General features: G+C 68.1%; 13 protein-coding genes. 7 read left to right on the top strand and 6 right to left on the bottom strand.

Annotated features, from left to right (window positions below):
- Positions 1 to 75: 75 nt before the first annotated feature.
- The 3 genes from AC1DX2_RS19470 (at position 76) to AC1DX2_RS19460 (ending at position 3840) form a co-directional block, all read left to right on the top strand.
- Entirely contained in the window at positions 76 to 1986 is a 1911-nt protein-coding gene (locus tag AC1DX2_RS19470; RefSeq protein WP_477198055.1) for a protein kinase domain-containing protein, read from the top strand.
- 71 nt (positions 1987 to 2057) lie between these two features.
- The gene (locus AC1DX2_RS19465; RefSeq protein ID WP_477198054.1) at positions 2058 to 3071 is read left to right on the top strand and encodes a polysaccharide deacetylase family protein; all 1014 of its coding nucleotides are present in this window, start codon (positions 2058 to 2060) and stop codon (positions 3069 to 3071) included.
- Between the two features lie 4 nt (positions 3072 to 3075).
- On the top strand, positions 3076 to 3840 hold the full coding sequence (locus tag AC1DX2_RS19460; RefSeq protein ID WP_477198053.1) for a tetratricopeptide repeat protein: 765 nt from the start codon (positions 3076 to 3078) through the stop codon (positions 3838 to 3840).
- Positions 3841 to 3890: 50 nt separating this feature from the next.
- Here the strand turns inward: AC1DX2_RS19460 and AC1DX2_RS19455 are convergent, their stop codons facing one another.
- Positions 3891 to 4772: a LysM peptidoglycan-binding domain-containing protein gene (locus tag AC1DX2_RS19455; protein WP_477198052.1), complete on the bottom strand. Its 882-nt coding sequence runs from the start codon at positions 4770 to 4772 to the stop codon at positions 3891 to 3893.
- Between the two features lie 31 nt (positions 4773 to 4803).
- Positions 4804 to 6849: a tetratricopeptide repeat-containing diguanylate cyclase gene (locus tag AC1DX2_RS19450; protein WP_477198051.1), complete on the bottom strand. Its 2046-nt coding sequence runs from the start codon at positions 6847 to 6849 to the stop codon at positions 4804 to 4806.
- A 215-nt stretch (positions 6850 to 7064) separates the two neighbouring features.
- Between AC1DX2_RS19450 and AC1DX2_RS19445 the strand changes: the two genes are divergently transcribed.
- Entirely contained in the window at positions 7065 to 8306 is a 1242-nt protein-coding gene (locus AC1DX2_RS19445; RefSeq protein ID WP_477198050.1) for an exo-alpha-sialidase, read from the top strand.
- A gap of 8 nt (positions 8307 to 8314) precedes the next feature.
- Positions 8315 to 9043, top strand: a complete 729-nt coding sequence (locus AC1DX2_RS19440) for a hypothetical protein (RefSeq protein WP_477198049.1) — start codon at positions 8315 to 8317, stop codon at positions 9041 to 9043.
- On the opposite strand, the gene AC1DX2_RS19435 is transcribed toward AC1DX2_RS19440, so the two are convergent.
- The 4 genes from AC1DX2_RS19435 to metK form a co-directional block, all read right to left on the bottom strand.
- Positions 9006 to 10775 (bottom strand): ArnT family glycosyltransferase, encoded by a 1770-nt coding sequence (locus tag AC1DX2_RS19435; protein WP_477198048.1) that lies wholly within the window; start codon positions 10773 to 10775, stop codon positions 9006 to 9008. The genes AC1DX2_RS19440 and AC1DX2_RS19435 overlap by 38 nt on opposite strands.
- Before the next feature lie 7 nt (positions 10776 to 10782).
- Entirely contained in the window at positions 10783 to 11262 is a 480-nt protein-coding gene (locus tag AC1DX2_RS19430; protein WP_477198047.1) for a GtrA family protein, read from the bottom strand.
- Positions 11263 to 11384: 122 nt separating this feature from the next.
- Positions 11385 to 12626, bottom strand: coding sequence for a glycosyltransferase family 9 protein (locus AC1DX2_RS19425; protein ID WP_477198046.1), 1242 nt, complete (start codon positions 12624 to 12626; stop codon positions 11385 to 11387).
- 33 nt (positions 12627 to 12659) lie between these two features.
- The gene (gene metK / locus AC1DX2_RS19420) at positions 12660 to 13841 is read right to left on the bottom strand and encodes a methionine adenosyltransferase (RefSeq protein ID WP_477198045.1); all 1182 of its coding nucleotides are present in this window, start codon (positions 13839 to 13841) and stop codon (positions 12660 to 12662) included.
- Positions 13842 to 14035: 194 nt separating this feature from the next.
- Between metK and AC1DX2_RS19415 the strand changes: the two genes are divergently transcribed.
- A complete protein-coding gene (locus AC1DX2_RS19415) occupies positions 14036 to 14860 on the top strand; it encodes a lysophospholipid acyltransferase family protein (protein ID WP_477198044.1) in 825 nt (274 codons plus the stop codon).
- A 37-nt stretch (positions 14861 to 14897) separates the two neighbouring features.
- A complete protein-coding gene (locus AC1DX2_RS19410; protein ID WP_477198043.1) occupies positions 14898 to 15764 on the top strand; it encodes a lysophospholipid acyltransferase family protein in 867 nt (288 codons plus the stop codon).
- The last annotated feature ends 11 nt before the right edge of the window (positions 15765 to 15775 follow it).

Here is a 15775-nt window from a genome sequence, read left to right as displayed (position 1 = left end):
CCACAGCCATCACTGATAATGTGATCAAGCCCGCCCCGGCACGCCGTGCCGGCTCAATCCCTGTTTGGCAAGCTCATGTCGGAAGAAGATACCAAGGTCGTGAAGTCTGACGATGGCAGTACCTACGTGATGATCGATGTCACGATGCCCGGCGACTCCGACACCTTGCCCATAGGCGCCAAGGCCAGCGCGGCGGAGCCGCAGCAGGTGGGGCGCTACCAGGTCAGCGAACGCATAGGGCGCGGCGGCATGGCCAGCGTGTTCCGCGCCTATGACCCGGGCATTGACCGGGTGCTGGCCATCAAGTTCCTGCACACCGCCTATTGCGAGGACGAGGGCTACCGCGCCCGCTTCCTGCGCGAGGCGCGCGCCGCCGGCATGCTGTCGCACCCCAACATCGTCACCGTCTACGACGTGGGCGAGATCCAGGGCCGGCCTTACATGGCCATGGAGCTGATCGAGGGCGAGGCGCTGAACGACCTGATAGGCCGGGTAGGGCCCATGCCGGTGCGCCAGGTGCTGGAAATCGGCCTGCAACTGGCCATGGCGCTGGACTATGCGCACGGCAAGGGCCTGGTGCACCGCGACATCAAGCCGGCCAACATGATGCTGCTGGCCGACGGCCACACCTTGAAGGTGATGGACTTCGGCATCGCCCACATGGTCAGCAACAAGGACATGCACACCACCCGCGCTGGCGACGTGCTGGGCACGCCTCAGTACATGTCGCCCGAGCAGACGCAGGGGTCCAAGGTGGACGGGCGCTCGGACCTGTTCTCGGCCGGCATCATGCTGTACCTGATGCTGGGCGGCCAGGTGCCGTTCCAGGGTGACAGCCTGGTGGCGCTGGCGATGAAGATCGTCAACGAGGACCCGCTGCCGCTGGAGCGCCTGCGCCCCGACGTGCCGCCGGCGTTGCGCCGCATCGTTGAGCGTTGCCTGGCCAAGCAGCCGCAGCAGCGTTTCCAGACCGGCGCCGAGCTGGCGCAGGCGATACGCGAACTGCTGCGCGAAATGGACGACGCGGCGCGCGAGCGCGAGCGCGAGCCGGCCTTGCCGCTGCGCATGAAGTGGGCGCTGTGGATGGGCGGCATCGTGCTGGCGGTGATGGGTGTCACCGGCTCCATCATCCACCACCAGCAAAGCGCTGCCCTGATTGCCCAGGTGACCGACTACGGCGCCTCGCTGGGCCGTTTCATCGCCGCGCAAAGCGCGGTGTCGGCCTTGGGCGACGAGTGGGACGCGGTGGAGGTGTCGGTGCAGGAGATCATGAAGACCGGCGACTTTGCCAGCATCCAGGTGATGGATTCCGCTGGCGTGGTCAAGGTCTCCAGCGATCCGGCGCAGGTGGACAAGCGCTACGTGCCGCGCGCTGGCGAGCCTTTGGGCACGGCCAAGGGCGGCGTCAAGATACGGCGCTACCTGGTGGGCGACGACAACGTGCTGGGCTTTCAGGCCCCCATCACCTTCCAGGGCAAGACCGTCGGCCTGGTGGACCTGGGCATTGCCGAGCAGCCGCTGGTCAGCGTGGCGCGCCTGAGCCTGATGCTGATGGCCGTGCTGGTGGTGGTGACGGTGCTGGCCGTGGGCGTGGCCATGTACTTCGTGGCCAACTGGTTTGCCCGGCCCATCAAGGTGCTGCGCCGCGCCATGGCGGATGTGGCGCGCGGCCACTACGAGTTGCGCATCACCGAGCAGCGGCGCGATGAATACGGCGCGCTGTACACCGCCTTCAACCACATGGCCCAGGCACTGCATGACCGGGTGGCGACCAGCACCACGCAGGTGACCAACAGCGCCGAAAGCCCGGTCGAGCTGTCGTCGACCCTGACCCCGGTGACGCCGGCCGACACACCCGACGCCGGACCGACTGTCCCGGCCGAACTGCAATCCGACGAGACCCAGCCCCCCACATCCGCCCAGGCCGACGATTTTTCCAAGACCCAGGTGCTGGCCAAGGGGGCTGCACCTGTGGCCAGGCGCTGATGCCGCCGCTGCCGTGCCTTTCCGGCCCGCGCCAGCCTGGTTCGGGCTGGCCGGGTTGGTGCCGGCTGGGCATGCGCCTGCTGGCTGTGGTGCTGCCCGCTGCTTTGGCGGCTTGCGCCGGTGGGCCAGGCACCCCGGTTGCCGAGCCGGCGACGACGCAGCGTGCCCCAGCCGTCGGCGGCACCCTGGCTGGCAATGGCCGCCTGGCCATCTACCTGCCGGCAGCGGGCGAAACGCTCGAAGCCGTGGCCGCCAGCCAGCTGGGTGACGTCACGCGTGCCTGGGAGATTGCCGAACTCAATGGCGTGGCGCTCGCGCGTGCCGGCGAGCCGCTGGTGCTGCCGCTGCAGGCACCCAATCCGGGCGGCATGCGCGCCGATCGCTACCAGACCATCCCCATCCTGTGCTACCACCGGTTGGGTACCGGCAGCAACCGCATGATCGTGCCGCCGGCCAGCTTCGCGCAGCAGATGGACTGGCTGGCCGCCAACGGCTACCGGGTGCTGGCGCTGAAGGACTTGCCGGCCTTTTTGCAGGGCGAGCGTGCGCTGCCACCGAAGACGGTGGTGCTGACCTTTGACGACGGCTATGAGTCGGTCTACCGCCATGCCTTCCCGGTGCTCAAACGCCACGGTTTTGCCGCCACCCTCTTCGTCTACACCGATTTCGTCGGTGCCGGTGAAGCGCTGAACTGGAGCCAGATCCAGGAGATGAGCAAGTCCGGCCTGGTGGACATCCAGGCGCATTCCAAGACCCATGCCAATCTGCTGGAACGCCTGCCGGACGAAACCGAGGCGCGCTACCGCCAGCGCATCGACCTGGAGGCGCGCGCGCCGCGCGAGGCCATAGAGCGGCGCTTGCCGCAGCACCCGGTGCTGGACTATGCCTACCCCTTTGGCGACGCCAACGACACCGTGCTGGAGGCGATGGGCCGCAACCACTACCGGCTGGCGGTCACCGTCAACCCCGGCGGCAACCCGTTCTATGCCCAGCCGCTGATGCTCAGGCGCACCATGATCTTTGGCAACTACGACCTGGACGCCTTCAAGGCCAGGCTGCAAACCAGCCGGCCGTTGCAGCGATGAGGCCATGAGCAGCAGCCCGCTTGCATGGATGGGTGTGTGCTCGGTTGCCGTGCTGGCCGGCTGCGCCTCGGCGCCGCCCGGGCCGGCCATGCCGGACCCACCGCTGGGCGCCTCGGCAGGCACGGGCGGTGAGCCGCTGGTGCAGTTTGAGGCGCGCTGGCGCGAGCGTGCACTGGCGGCCGAGCGCCAGGCCCGGTTGGCCGATGCCGTGCTGGCCTGGGAGGTGTTGGCGCTGCTGCGCCCCGGGCGTTTTGATGCCCAGCTGGCGGTGGCGCGCGGCCGCGTGGCCAGCGCCTATGCCGAACGCATGCAGCGCGGCGAGCAGGAATGGAAGCGCGGCAACCTGGAGCGCGCCGAGCAGGCCTACCTGGGGGCACTGGCGTTGCGCCCGCGCGAGCCGGAGGCGGCCAACGCGCTGCGCGCGGTGGACCGTGCACGCAACAAGCGGGATTTTCTGGGCCAGGCCTCGCGCCTGACCGTCGGCAAGGCGCAGGTCGCCGGCCAGTTTGACGCCGCGCTGGAGCGCGAGCAGGTGGCCGCCTTGATCAGCCAGGGTGAATTCGACGAGGCGTTTGTGCTGCTGCAGACCCGGTTGGTTGCCGCCCCCGGCGACGCGCAGGCGCGCGCCCAGATGGCCGAGGTGTGCTTGAAAAAGGCGCAAGGCCTGTTGCCGCAGGATGCCAAGGGCGCCCGGGCCTGGCTTACCCGGGCCTTGCAGGTGGTGCCGGAGCATGCCGGTGCGCTGGCGGTGATGAAGACCCTGCCGTGAACGCGCTGCCGGCCGGCTGCTGAACGCCGGTATTTCCAGCAGGCCTGGGCCTACTTCTTCGACAAGGCTTCTTTCAGCCGCAGCGCCTTCTGGCGCTCCAGCTGGGCGGTGCTGTCGTCGGGTTTCAGCAGCAGCACCTGGTCCCAGGACTCGATGGCGGCGTCCAGGTTCTGCCGCGCCAGCGCCGCGCGGGCGGCCTTGGAGTGCTTGTCCACCAGCTTCTTGCGCGCATTCACCAGGGCGACACCGGCACCGGGGTAGTTCATGCCGGCGGCGGTCTTGTAGTCGGCCAGGGCCTTGTCCAGGTCGCCGGCCTTTTCAGCCGCTTGCGCGCTGCGAAAGGCCAGCTGCGCCGGGCTGGCTTCGGCCGGCTCGGCGGCGCTGGGCGCAGTCTTGGCTTCTGGTGGCGGCGCCTTGCCGGGGATGCGCAGCGTCTGGCCACCACCCACCTGGCGCGGCACCTTGATGCCGTTGTAGCGCGCCAGCGCATGGAACAGGTAGATGTCACCCAGGAAGCGACCGGCGATCCGTGACAGGGTGTCGCCCGCCTTCACCACATAGGGGAAGGATTCGCGGCCAAAGCGCGCCACCGGGTCTTCCGTCATCTGCCGGGTCAGGCTTTGCGCCAGCTTGTTACCGGGGTCCAGGACCAGGGCGCGTTTCAATTCGGCGGCGGCCTGCTCCTCGTTGCCCGCTTCCAGCAGGTCCACGGCATTCAGGCTGAGCTTGGCGGCGGTGGCGGCTGGGTTGGGGTCGCGCTCAGCCGCCGCTGGCGCGGGTTTGGTTGCCGCATCAGGCGCGCTGGCGGCCGTGGCCGCTGGGGTGGCCGTGGCTGCCGGTGCACCGGCAGGAGGTTGCTGGGCACAAGCCGCCAGCAACAGCGCCAGCACGCCCGGCAGGGCGTGGCGCAGGAGGGGCGTGTTCGCGGTCATAAACGGTGCATGGGCATGGCGGAAGCCTGCCCTATTGTGCCTTGGCCGGGCCCAGGACTTCAATCAATTCCACCATGCCGGCGCGCAACGCGGCGGACAGGTCAGTCTCCAGCACCGGCATGGCCTGCTCGCTGGGCACCAGCAGCCGGCTGACGCCATAGGCGCGGTTGCGGCCCTTGAGCTTGCCCACATACAGCGCCATGTCGGCGATCTGCATGGCCTTTTCCCAGTTGCAGCGACCTTCGGGCAGGCCAGAAAAGGGCAAGGTGACAAAGCCCGCGCTGACCGTCACCGGCACCGACTGCTCGCCACTGGCCACCGGTGTGTCGCCTATCGCGTGCAGCAGGCGCTCTGCCAGGCGTTGCAGTTGGGCGGCGTTGGCACGCGGCGAGTACACCAGAAACTCTTCACCGCCCCAGCGCATCACCATGTCGGAGTCGCGCACGGTGGCGCGCAAACGCTTGGCCACCTCCACCAGCACCACGTCACCCACGGCATGGCCGTAGGTGTCGTTGATCTGCTTGAAGTGGTCGATGTCCATGATCATCAGGCCGTCCGGATTGCCGGCCGAGTCTTCGCGGCGGCCACCGTCCACATGATCCTGGGCGCGGCGCTTCATCAGGTCCAGGAACGAGCGCCGGTTGAACAGGCCGGTCAACGGGTCGCGCACCGAATGGAATTCGAGCTGCTTGTTGGCCTCGCGCAACTTCAGGTTGGTGCGCCGCACCCGCCGGTACAGCAGGAACACGAACACCGCGGCCATCACCGTCACCACCGCGCCCAGCAGCGTGACGATCTGCTGCAGCCGGCGGTTGCTCAGCTCGGCGTCCTTCAGGCTGTTTTCGCGCGCCAGCAATTCGATCTGCTTGGTGCGCTGCGCGGTGTCGAACTGCTCTTGCAGCGACGCCACCGCCTTGGCGCGGTCCGAGCGGAACAGCTCCTCGCTGAGCTTTTGCTGCTCGCGCAGCGCGGCCAGCGCATCCTTGTGCAGACCAGCCTCTTCCAGCATGCGGCTCAGCTCGCCCAGGATGCCCTCCACGTTGGCCACGTTGCCGGCGTCGCGGTTGGCTTTCAGTGAACTCTTGACTTCGGCCATGCCGTCGTTGATCTGTTTGAGCCCGATCAGCGCGAACCCCAGGTTGGCCTGGGCGGCGGCATGGCCGCTCTGGCTGCCAGCCTCCTGGGCCTTGGCCATGGCCTGCCGGGCGGTACTGGCCGCCTTGGCGTAGTCGTGCGTCACCAGGTAGCGGTCGGCCATGTTGATCAGCGCCGTGGCCTCGATGCGCGTCAGCCCGGCTTCGCGGCTGAAGCGCAACGCGTAGTCGTTGGCCAATTCGGCTTCCTGCGGGCGGTTCAGGTCCACCAGCACATAGCCTTCGCTGAGGTACAGGGCGGCCAGCATCTTCTTGGCACCCAACTGCTCGGCCAGCGCCAGTCCTTCCTTGATCACCGACAGCCCCTTCTCGGGGTTCTTCATCGCCAGGTACAGGTTGCTCAAGCCTCGCAGTTCGCGCAGGCGCGCGCTTTTGGCGTGTGTGGTTTGCTGGTCAGCGAACTGCAGCGCCTGCAGGCAATGCTGCAACGCCGTCTCGAACTTGCCCAATGCCAGCAGGGCGGCGCCATAGGCGGCGTGGAACTTGCGCAGTGTTTCGGCGTCCCGGCTTTGCTCGGCCAGTTCCGCCACCTGGCCCAGCTTGGCGATGGCCGCTTCCGGCTTGCCGGCCTCGGTCAGGTTGGCGGCCTCGAATACCGTGGCCTGGGCGCTGGCGGCCGGGTCATTGTTGGCCTTGGCAAGCTTGGCCAGCTCGGCAATCGGCCCGGTGGTGGCCGGCAACTGGCCGGACTCGACCAGCAGGGTGATCAACGTCTTCAGGTAGCCGCGCTGCACCGGGTAGCTGGGCGGCGCGGGCCATTGCGCATGCCAGGCCGTCAAGGCCTTGAGGGCGGCGTTGCCGTCTTTTTCACCCAGCGCGACCACGCTCTCCAGCTTGGCCAGATCGTCCTGCTCGGTGGCCTGGGCCGGCCCGGGCAGCGTCAGGGCCAACGCCAGCAGACCGGCCAGCGCGCAGACCTGCATGGCGCGGCGTCGCAATGCCAGACAGGCAGTCTGCGGCCAAAGGCCATGGCTTGAGCGGCTGAACATCCCCACGCGTGTCTAGGTTGGTATCGCCCCATCTTAACGGCAAGGCGTTGTTGCAGATGTGTCAAAGGGAGGCTCTGATGAAGTCTTCGCCGCGCATGGCGAGGACTTAATCAGAGCCTCCTTAGCAGGACTCTATATGATTCGCGGCGGTGCTGAACTCTCTCATCTCCTTCTCCACCCGCAGCGCGGGCGGGCGTCTGGCCGGCCTGCTGCTGGCAGCCGTGGTGCTGCTCACGCTGGACGGCTGGCAGCGGCCGCCAGCCTTGCCCATGCCATTGGCGCAAACCCCGCCCGGCGCACCGGTGCCGCTGGCGGGCCAAGCGCTGACCCTGGTGGAAAGCGGGCGCGGCAGCATCCCCATGCCGGCAGGCACGCCGGCCGCGCATGCCAGCAGCCTGCTGGCCTTGCCGGCGGGCGACGCCGCTGCGCTGCTGGCCTTCTGGTTTGCCGGCCAGCAGGAGAGCGCGCCGGATGTGCGCATCGCCGCCAGTGCCTTCGATCGGCGCAGCCAGCAGTGGCTGCCCGCGCGTTTTGTGGTGGACCGGCACGAGGCGGGTGCCGCCCTGGGCTTTGGCCTGCGCCGCCTGGGCAACCCCGTGGCTTGGCTGGACGGCGACGGCCGCATCCACCTGTTCGTGGTGGCCACTGGTCTGGGCGGCTGGGCAGCCAGCCGCATCCTGCACCTGCGACAGGCCAACACCGGGCATGCGCTGGGCGTGTTGCGTTTTGAGCCGTTGCGCGCGCTGCCCTTGTCGTGGCTGTGGAACACCAGCCACCTGGTGCGCGCGGCGCCGCTGCCCTTGCAGGACGGCGGCATGCTGCTGCCGGTGTACTTTGAGTTGGGCGTCAAGTACCCGGTGGCCTTGCGCTTTGATGCGCAAGGCGACTTCCGCGGCATGGTGCGCATGTCGCGCCAGCGCCACCTGCTGCAGCCCACGCTGCTGGCCTTGGACGGCGGCCATTGGCTGGCGCTGATGCGCGACCAGAGCGCGCAGGCCCGCGTGGGCGTGGTGCAGACGCAAGACGGTGGCGCCAGCTGGCAAGACCTGCCCGGCCTGGCGCTGCGCAATGACGATTCGTCGGTGGCCGGCCTGGCATTGGGGCCGGGCAGCCAGTTCCTGGCCCACAACAGCTCTCCGCATTCGCGTTCGGTGCTGACGCTGAGCCGCTCGGCCAATGGCCTGGATTGGACGCCGGTGCAGCCGTTGGCTGGCGTGACCGGGCAGCCTCCGGGTGGTCTGACCATGCAGCCTGCCGCTGCGGGCCAGCGGCCGGACGAGTTTTCCTACCCCGCCATGGCCTGGGCCGACCAGGCGCTGTGGGTCAGCTACACCGACCAGCGCCAGCGCATCAGCTGGAAGCGTTTTGGGTTTGAGCAGGTGCCGCGATGAGGGTGGAGGTGATGCAACCCCTGGAGATGCCCGCCACGTGGACGGCCTGGTTCTCCACGCAGGCGCCAGTGCTGCCGGCACCGGCTGGCATGCCCTGGGCCTGGCATGCCGCGTGGGCCCTGGTGTTGGCAGGGATGGTGGTGGTGCTGGCGGCCAGGCTGCCGCGTGGCGTGCGCGCGCTGCTGGGTGCTGCGGTGCTGCTGTGGACGCTGCTGCCTGGTCCGTGGTCACCGGCGTTTGCGCTCGGCCTGGTGTTCCAGGGGCCCAGCCTGGTGACGGTGCTGTTGTGCTTGCGCATGCTGTGGACGGGCTTGCTTGGTGCAGCGCCGCACGGCTTGACGCCGGCACCCGCAGCAGCGGCTCCGGCTGGGCCCACGCCGTTGGGCGTTGCGTGGAGCCTGTGCGCGGTGCTGCTGGGGTGGGCCTTGCTGCTGGACAGTTTTGCGCTGCTGCCGGTTCAGCTGTATGCCGCAGGCTTCGGCCGGGCCAGCCTGTTGGCTGTGCTGGTGGTGGTGGGTGGGCTGTGGGTGTTGCGCGGTGCGCAGACGCCCGGCCTGGGCGCTGGCCTGTTGCTGGCCTTGCTGCTGTTCGCGCTGTGGCGTTGGCCCAGCGGCAACCTGTGGGACGCGCTGCTGGACCCGCTGCTGTGGCTCTGTCTGCAGGTGCGCGGCCTGTGGCTGCTGTTGCGCGCCTACGTGTTCAACGCGCGGCCGGTGCCAGCAGCCATTCGCGCCTGAACAACCACTGCTCGGGGTACCACAGGTTGGTCAGGGTGATTTCGCCGGACGCGTGCCGGCCCTTGAAGTACCAGCGCGTGCCCAGCACGCGGCATTGCGGCAGGCAGGGGGGCTGCGGCTCCAGCGCGTTGGACTGCTCCCAGGCCACCGCGCCGTGACTGGCCAGCAGAGCCGCCAGTTCATCGTTGGCGCTGGTGCCGGTGGCCGGCCCGGTGTTGCGGCTGGCGGCGCGTGCGCCCACGTCATAGGGCACAAAGCGGTTGCCGGCGGGCAGCAGGAACTGGTAGCGCTCGAACGAGCCGTTGAAGCCGTTGGGAATGGCCACGCGCTCGCCGTGCAGTTGTTGCGGGCTGACGCTGTCATAGCGGCCATCGGGCCCATCCAACGGGGCCAGCGCGCCGTCCAGGCAGGCCAGCACGGCCAGGCTGGCCACCAGGGCGCTGGTGCGCGTCCAACGGGCCTTGAGCAGCCCGCCAACGATGGCCACGGCGCCGGCGGCGCACACCCCCATCGTCAGCGCGAAGCCCAGGCCAGTCCCCAGCTGCAGGCCATGCGCCACCCAGGCGATACGGCCCAACACCAGCAGCGCCATGCCGCACAGCGGCAACGTCAACCAGAACCAGATGCGCGGGATGCGTGGCCAGTACCAAGTCACCAGCAAGGCCAGCGCCGGCATGGCGGGGATCACATAGCGGGCCGAGCGCTGGCTGGGCACGGTGAAGGTCAGCAGCCACACGACCAACCAGGCCAGCAGCAGCCACAGCACCGGCGCCACGGTGACATCGGGCCGCACGCGCTTGTACAAAGCCCAGGCACCCAGCAACATCAGCCCCAGCACCGGCAGGGCCAGCAGCCCGGCATTTTGCACATAGGCCAGCAACTGCGCCCAGATGCTGGAGCCGCCATGCAGCGCGGTGTGCCAATAACCTTCGCCGCTGGCCAGCTTGCCGGCGTTTTCGCCGACGATGAACTCGCGCCACACGGCGACCGGGTCTGGGTCCAACACGAACCACAGCGCGAAGATGGCCACACCCAAAGCCACGCTGAAGGCGCACAGCACGGTCGTCCTGAGGGTCAGGCGCCAGTTCAGCTGGGGCTCGCTGACCAAGGCCGCGCACCACCAGGCTGCCGCGGCCGGTGCGATCAGCGCGAAGGATTTGTACGCCGCGCCCAGGCCCCAGACCAAGCCCATCAGCAGGTGCAGGGCCAGCGCGCGGCCGGTGCCCAGGCGCGCCAGGGACTCGCGACTCAACCGCAGCGCCAGCAGCCAGAACATCGGCAGGCCAAACCAGAGGCTCTCGGCCGCGCTGGTCAGGTAAGGCCGGCCGTAACGGAAAGTGCAGAAAAACGCCAGGTACACGCAGCCGGCCAGCAGCCCCTGCGTGGCGCTGCCACTCCAGCGCCGCATCAGCGCGACCACCAGGCCGCACACCGCGAAGGTGTACAGCAGGCTGGGTGCGCGCAGCGCCGCCAGCGTCCAATGCCGGCCCCAGTCGCCGGCCACCATGGCCTGCCAGAACAGCAGCGGCGGCTTGGTGTTGCGCATGTTCTCCAGCTCGGAGGCCAGCGGCAGCCAGTGCCCGCTCAGCGCGGTCTGGTGGGCGATGTGGGCATACACCATCTCATCGCCATTGCTGGGGATGTTCTGCCCGCCCAGGCCGGTGATGTAGGTGGCCAGTGCCAGCAACAGCAGCACCAGCCAGGGAAGGGCGGGCTTGCTGGTGAAGTTCATCTGGGGCTCACTGCGCCTTGACGCGGCGGAAGGTCCACCAGTCGTTGGCCAGGAAGTTGGCCACGCTGGCGATGACGATGGCCACCACATTGGCCACCAGCGGGCGCAGGCCGGCCGGCAGCAGCGGTACCCAGTCGCGCAGCGCGTCGGTGAACCACAGCGTCAGCCCGTACTGCAGCGCGATGCCGAACCAGGACGCGGCGGTGTAGCGCACGAACTGGCCCAGCAAGCCGGGGTGGACGGCTTGCGGGTTGTGCGCGTTGGCCTGCACGCGGTCGGCCCAGGTCCACAGCCGGTTCCAGGTGAAGTTGTTGACGGTGGCAATCGCGATCGCCAGCGCCAGCGAGAAGTAGGGCCTGCTGCCCGGCGCCTCGACGTTGTTGAACAGGAAATGATGTGCCAGGTACAGCACCACCAGGTTGACCACCGTGCCGCTGGCGCCGACGATGCCGAACTTGACGTAGCGCAGGCCCTTGAGCCACTGCACTGTCCTGAAGAGCCAAATGTGGCCCCCACGCTCGCCCACTGCGTGTGGCTCACTGCCCCCCGAGGGGGCCTTCGCACCTTGGGGCGGCCCGGCGGTGCTCACCTTGTTCTGCGGCACCGGAGTCATGCGGCGACCGCCTCGGCAGGCGGGGTCGCCAGCACGTCCAATGCATCCTGCAGCACAGGATCGGGCGCGATGCGTTTCAGGCACTGGTTGTCGCCATCGCAAAACGTGTTGCGGTGGTTGTAGGCGCTCAGGCAGGGCGAGCAGGCGATGCCCGACTCATAAATGCGCGCGCGCGGGCCCAGCGGGCCGTACAGCTTGCCGGTCTCGGGGCCAAAAAACACCATGGTGCGCACCGGGGTCAGGCTGGCGAAGTGGCCGGGGCCGCCATCGTTGGTGATCAGCAGGTCGGCGGCGTGGAACAGCATCAGCAGCTCGCGGATGCTCTTGGTGTAGCCGGTCAGGTCCAGGCACAGCTCGTTGCTCGTTTTGGTCTTCAGCTCCTGCGCCAGCATGGCGTCGTCACGCAGGCCAATCAAGCCTACGGCGTGGCCGGCGCTGGTCAGGCCGCGCGCTACGCGGGCATAGTGGTCGGCCGGCCAGGCGCGCTCGGGCAGGATGCCGCCGCCGGCGTACATCAGCACCAGCTGGCGCCCCTGCACCTGCGGGTGATCGGCCAGCAATTTGGCTTTGTACCGGGCCAGCTCATCCGGCGCGAAATCCACGCGCAACTGTGTGTCGGCGGGCAGCGCGCGTATCGGGGCCGCTTTGTTGCGCGGCTGGCTGTCGCCTTGCAATGCGTCCACCAAAGAGAGGAACTGCTTGCTGATGTGCTGGTACGGGTTGTAGGGAATGGCGTGGTTGATGTAGCTGCCGCGGTACAGGCCCTCTTGCGTGTGCGGCGTGAAGCCCACCCGCACCGGGGCGCCGACGAAGTAGCTCATCAGGCTGCTGATGCGTGAGAACAGCTCGCAGTCGATCACCGCGTCCAGCGGCAGGCCGCGCAGCTGCCAGCTGACCCGCAGGATGTCGCGCAGCAGCTTCAGACCTGAGCTGTCGTCCAGCGCGTGCAGGTGCTCGCGCCGGGCCAGGCCCAGCATCACCGAGACTTCCTGGTTCTTCTTCAGTTGCAGGATGTGCAGTGTGGCGCCGGGGTAGCGCTGGCGCAGCGCTGCGAACATCGGGCCGGCCAGCACGATGCTGCCCATTTCGGACAGCAGGATGACCAGGATGTGTCGGGGCTGCGCCGCCAGCCGCGGCGGCGCGCGCCCGAGCAAGGTCAGCCGGACCCAGGCCGACACCGCGCTGCACAGAACCTGGCCTATCCAGCGGTCTATCCAGCGCTGCGTCTGTACTTTCATCCGGGCCTGAGACTGGCGGGCGTGCCGGGGTGCTTACTTCAGGCCGGCGGCAGCGCGCAGGGCCTGGGCCTTGTCGGTGCGCTCCCACGAAAATTCCGGCTCTTCGCGGCCGAAGTGGCCGTAGGCAGCGGTTTTCTCGTAGATCGGGCGCAGCAGGTCCAGCATCTGGATGATGCCCTTGGGCCGCAGGTCGAAGTGCTGGTTAACGAGCGCTGCGATTTGCTCGTCGGGGATCACGCCGGTGCCTTCGGTGTACACCGTCACGTTCATCGGCCGGGCCACGCCGATGGCGTAGGCCACCTGGATCTGGCACTGGCGCGCAATGCCGGCGGCGACGATGTTCTTGGCCACGTAGCGGGCGGCGTAGGCGGCCGAGCGGTCGACCTTTGTCGGGTCCTTGCCGGAGAAGGCGCCGCCGCCGTGCGGGCAGGCGCCGCCGTAGGTGTCGACGATGATCTTGCGGCCGGTCAGGCCGCAGTCGCCTTGCGGGCCGCCGATGACGAAGCGGCCGGTGGGGTTGACCAGGTACTTGGTGTCCTTCAGCCACTCTTTCGGCAGCACCGGCTTGATGATTTCCTCGATGATGGCTTCGTTGAAGGACGCCTTCATCTTCGCGCCATCGCTCTGGTCCGGCGCGTGCTGGGTCGACAGCACCACGGTGTCAATGCTGTGCGGCTTGCCGTCCACATAGCGCATCGTCACCTGGCTCTTGGCGTCGGGCCGCAGGAAGGGCAGGCGGCCGTCCTTGCGCAACTGGGCCTGACGCTCCACCAGGCGGTGCGCGTAGTAGATCGGCGCGGGCATCAGCTCGGGCGTCTCGTCGCAGGCATAGCCGAACATCAGGCCCTGGTCGCCAGCGCCGGTGTTCAGGTGGTCGTCCGACGCGTGGTCCACGCCCTGGGCGATGTCGTTGCTCTGCTTGTCATAGGCCACCAGCACCGCGCAGCCCTTGTAGTCGATGCCGTACTCGGTGTTGTCGTAGCCGATGCGCTTGATGGTGTCGCGCGCCACCTGGATGTAGTCCACATGCGCGTTGGTGGTGATTTCACCCGCCAGCACCACCAGACCGGTGTTGCACAGGGTTTCGGCAGCGACGCGGGATTTGGGGTCCTGCTTGAAGATCGCGTCCAGGATTGCATCCGACACCTGATCGGCCACCTTGTCGGGATGGCCCTCAGAGACGGACTCGGAGGTAAAGAGAAAGTCGTTCGCCATTTGAATAAACTCCACAAACACGTACAAACACCAGGGGATTCGCGTTGCCTGGGCTGGGGAGCTTGGGCGAACGCTTTAGCAGCGGTGTCAGCAACGCTGACAAGGCACAATGGCGGCAATTTTTGTTGCCACCGCTGTGGTGTCGCCCTGCAAGTAGTTCCGTAACTCAGCGACTCGCGTATTTTATCCGACTCATGACCCTTTTGTTTCAAACCCTGTCACGCCTGCCCCTGGGGCTGCTGCATGGCTTGGGATGGACCCTGGGGTGGCTGGTTTTTTTGTGCTCGGGCATTTACCGCCGCCGCTTCCTGGCCAATGCGCGCCAGGCCGGCTTCCCCTGGCAGGCCAGCCGTGGGGCGGTGGGCGAGGCGGGCAAGCTGGTGGCCGAGCTGCCCCGGCTGTGGTTTGGCGCGCCGTTGCCGATTGAATGGCACGGCAAGCCGCTGATCGACGAAGCGCTGACGCGGGGACGCGGCATCGTGTTCCTGACGCCGCACATGGGGTGTTTCGAGGTCACGGCCCAGGGCTATGCGCGCGAATTTGGCGCCGCGCACGGGCCTATCACCGTGTTGTTTCGTCCGGCGCGCCAGCCCTGGTTGCGTGCGGTGGTGGAGCATGCACGTCAGCGCCCTGGCTTGGCCACCGCGCCCACCACGCTGTCCGGCGTCAAGCAGATGCTCAAAGCCTTGAAGACCGGCCAGGCCATAGGCCTGTTGCCTGACCAGGTGCCGCCGCAGGGCATGGGGCTGTGGTCCCCCTTCTTCGGCCAGCCGGCCTACACCATGACATTGGCTGCCCGGCTGGTGCAGCAGACCGGTGCGCAGCTTCTGCTGGCCTGGGGCGAGCGCCTGCCGGTGGGCCGCGGTTACCGGCTGCACCTGAGCGCGCTGGCGCAGCCCTTGTCGGCCGACATGGCGCAGGCGGTGGCGCAGATCAACCAGGCCATGGAAGGGCTGATCGCCCAGTGCCCCGGCCAGTACCTGTGGGGCTATGCCCGCTACAAGGAACCCCGGGGATGAGCTTGCCCGACGTTCTGGCGCAGTGCGGTGACCAGCGATGCTGAGCCGCCTGAGCATCCTGCTGCTGCGCCTGGCCAGCGTGTTGCCGCTGAGCTGGCTGCGGTTTTTCGGCTGGTTGCTGGGCTGGGCGTTGTACCGGCTGGTGCCGGGGCGCCGGCATGTGGCCACGGTCAACCTGCGCCTGTGCTTCCCGCACCTGGATGAGCACCAGATCCGCGATCTGGTGCGCGAGACCTTCACCTATTTCGCCCAGGCCTGGGTGGACCGCAGCTGGCTGTGGCATGGTCCGGCCGCCTGGACACGCCGGCGCCTGCAACTGGTGGGCGCCTTGCAGGAGTTGAGCGGCAGCGAGCCGGTGGTGATCTTCGCGCCGCACTTCGTTGGCCTGGACGCCGGCTGGACGGCGTTGACGCAGCAGTTGCCGCGCGCCTTCACCACCATCTACACCAACCAGGCCAACCAGGCGGCCGATGAATGGATATTGCAAGGGCGCCGGCGCTTTGGCCAGGGCCGGCTGTTTGGCCGCGTGGACGGCGTCAAGGCCATCGTGGCGGCGCTGCGCGAGGGTCAGCCGCTGTACCTGTTGCCGGACATGAATTTTGGCCCCGAAGAGTCGGTGTGGGTGCCGTTCTATGGCGTGACGGCTGCCACGGTGCCGTCGCTGTCACGGTTTTCGCGGCTGGGCCGGGCCAAGGTGGTGCCGGTGGTGACGCGCATGACGCCACAGGGCTACCAAGTGCAGGTGCTGCCGGCCTGGAGCGACTTCCCCACCGGCGACGCCGAGGCGGACACCAAGCTGATGAACCGCCGGCTACAGGGCTACATCGACACCATGCCGGCCCAGTATTACTGGGTGCACAAACGCTTCAAGGACCGGCCGCCGGGGCAACCGCCTGTCTACTGAGACTTTGCGGG

Source organism: Hylemonella sp. P2_B10 (assembly GCF_056404875.1).
The sequence above is the reverse complement of the archived record's forward strand: the minus strand, read 5'-3'. Positions and strand labels throughout refer to the sequence as shown.

Excerpts from the sequence above, each read along its gene's own strand:
- AC1DX2_RS19455 (WP_477198052.1), bottom strand. The coding sequence starts at position 4,772 with ATGACCGCGAACACGCCCCTCCTGCGCCACGCCCTGCCGGGCGTGCTG.
- AC1DX2_RS19465 (WP_477198054.1), top strand. The coding sequence starts at position 2,058 with ATGCGCCTGCTGGCTGTGGTGCTGCCCGCTGCTTTGGCGGCTTGCGCC.
- AC1DX2_RS19470 (WP_477198055.1), top strand. The coding sequence starts at position 76 with ATGTCGGAAGAAGATACCAAGGTCGTGAAGTCTGACGATGGCAGTACC.
- AC1DX2_RS19415 (WP_477198044.1), top strand. The coding sequence starts at position 14,036 with ATGACCCTTTTGTTTCAAACCCTGTCACGCCTGCCCCTGGGGCTGCTG.
- AC1DX2_RS19450 (WP_477198051.1), bottom strand. The coding sequence starts at position 6,849 with ATGCAGGTCTGCGCGCTGGCCGGTCTGCTGGCGTTGGCCCTGACGCTG.
- AC1DX2_RS19410 (WP_477198043.1), top strand. The coding sequence starts at position 14,898 with ATGCTGAGCCGCCTGAGCATCCTGCTGCTGCGCCTGGCCAGCGTGTTG.
- AC1DX2_RS19435 (WP_477198048.1), bottom strand. The coding sequence starts at position 10,775 with ATGAACTTCACCAGCAAGCCCGCCCTTCCCTGGCTGGTGCTGCTGTTG.
- AC1DX2_RS19460 (WP_477198053.1), top strand. The coding sequence starts at position 3,076 with ATGAGCAGCAGCCCGCTTGCATGGATGGGTGTGTGCTCGGTTGCCGTG.
- AC1DX2_RS19425 (WP_477198046.1), bottom strand. The coding sequence starts at position 12,626 with ATGAAAGTACAGACGCAGCGCTGGATAGACCGCTGGATAGGCCAGGTT.
- metK (WP_477198045.1), bottom strand. The coding sequence starts at position 13,841 with ATGGCGAACGACTTTCTCTTTACCTCCGAGTCCGTCTCTGAGGGCCAT.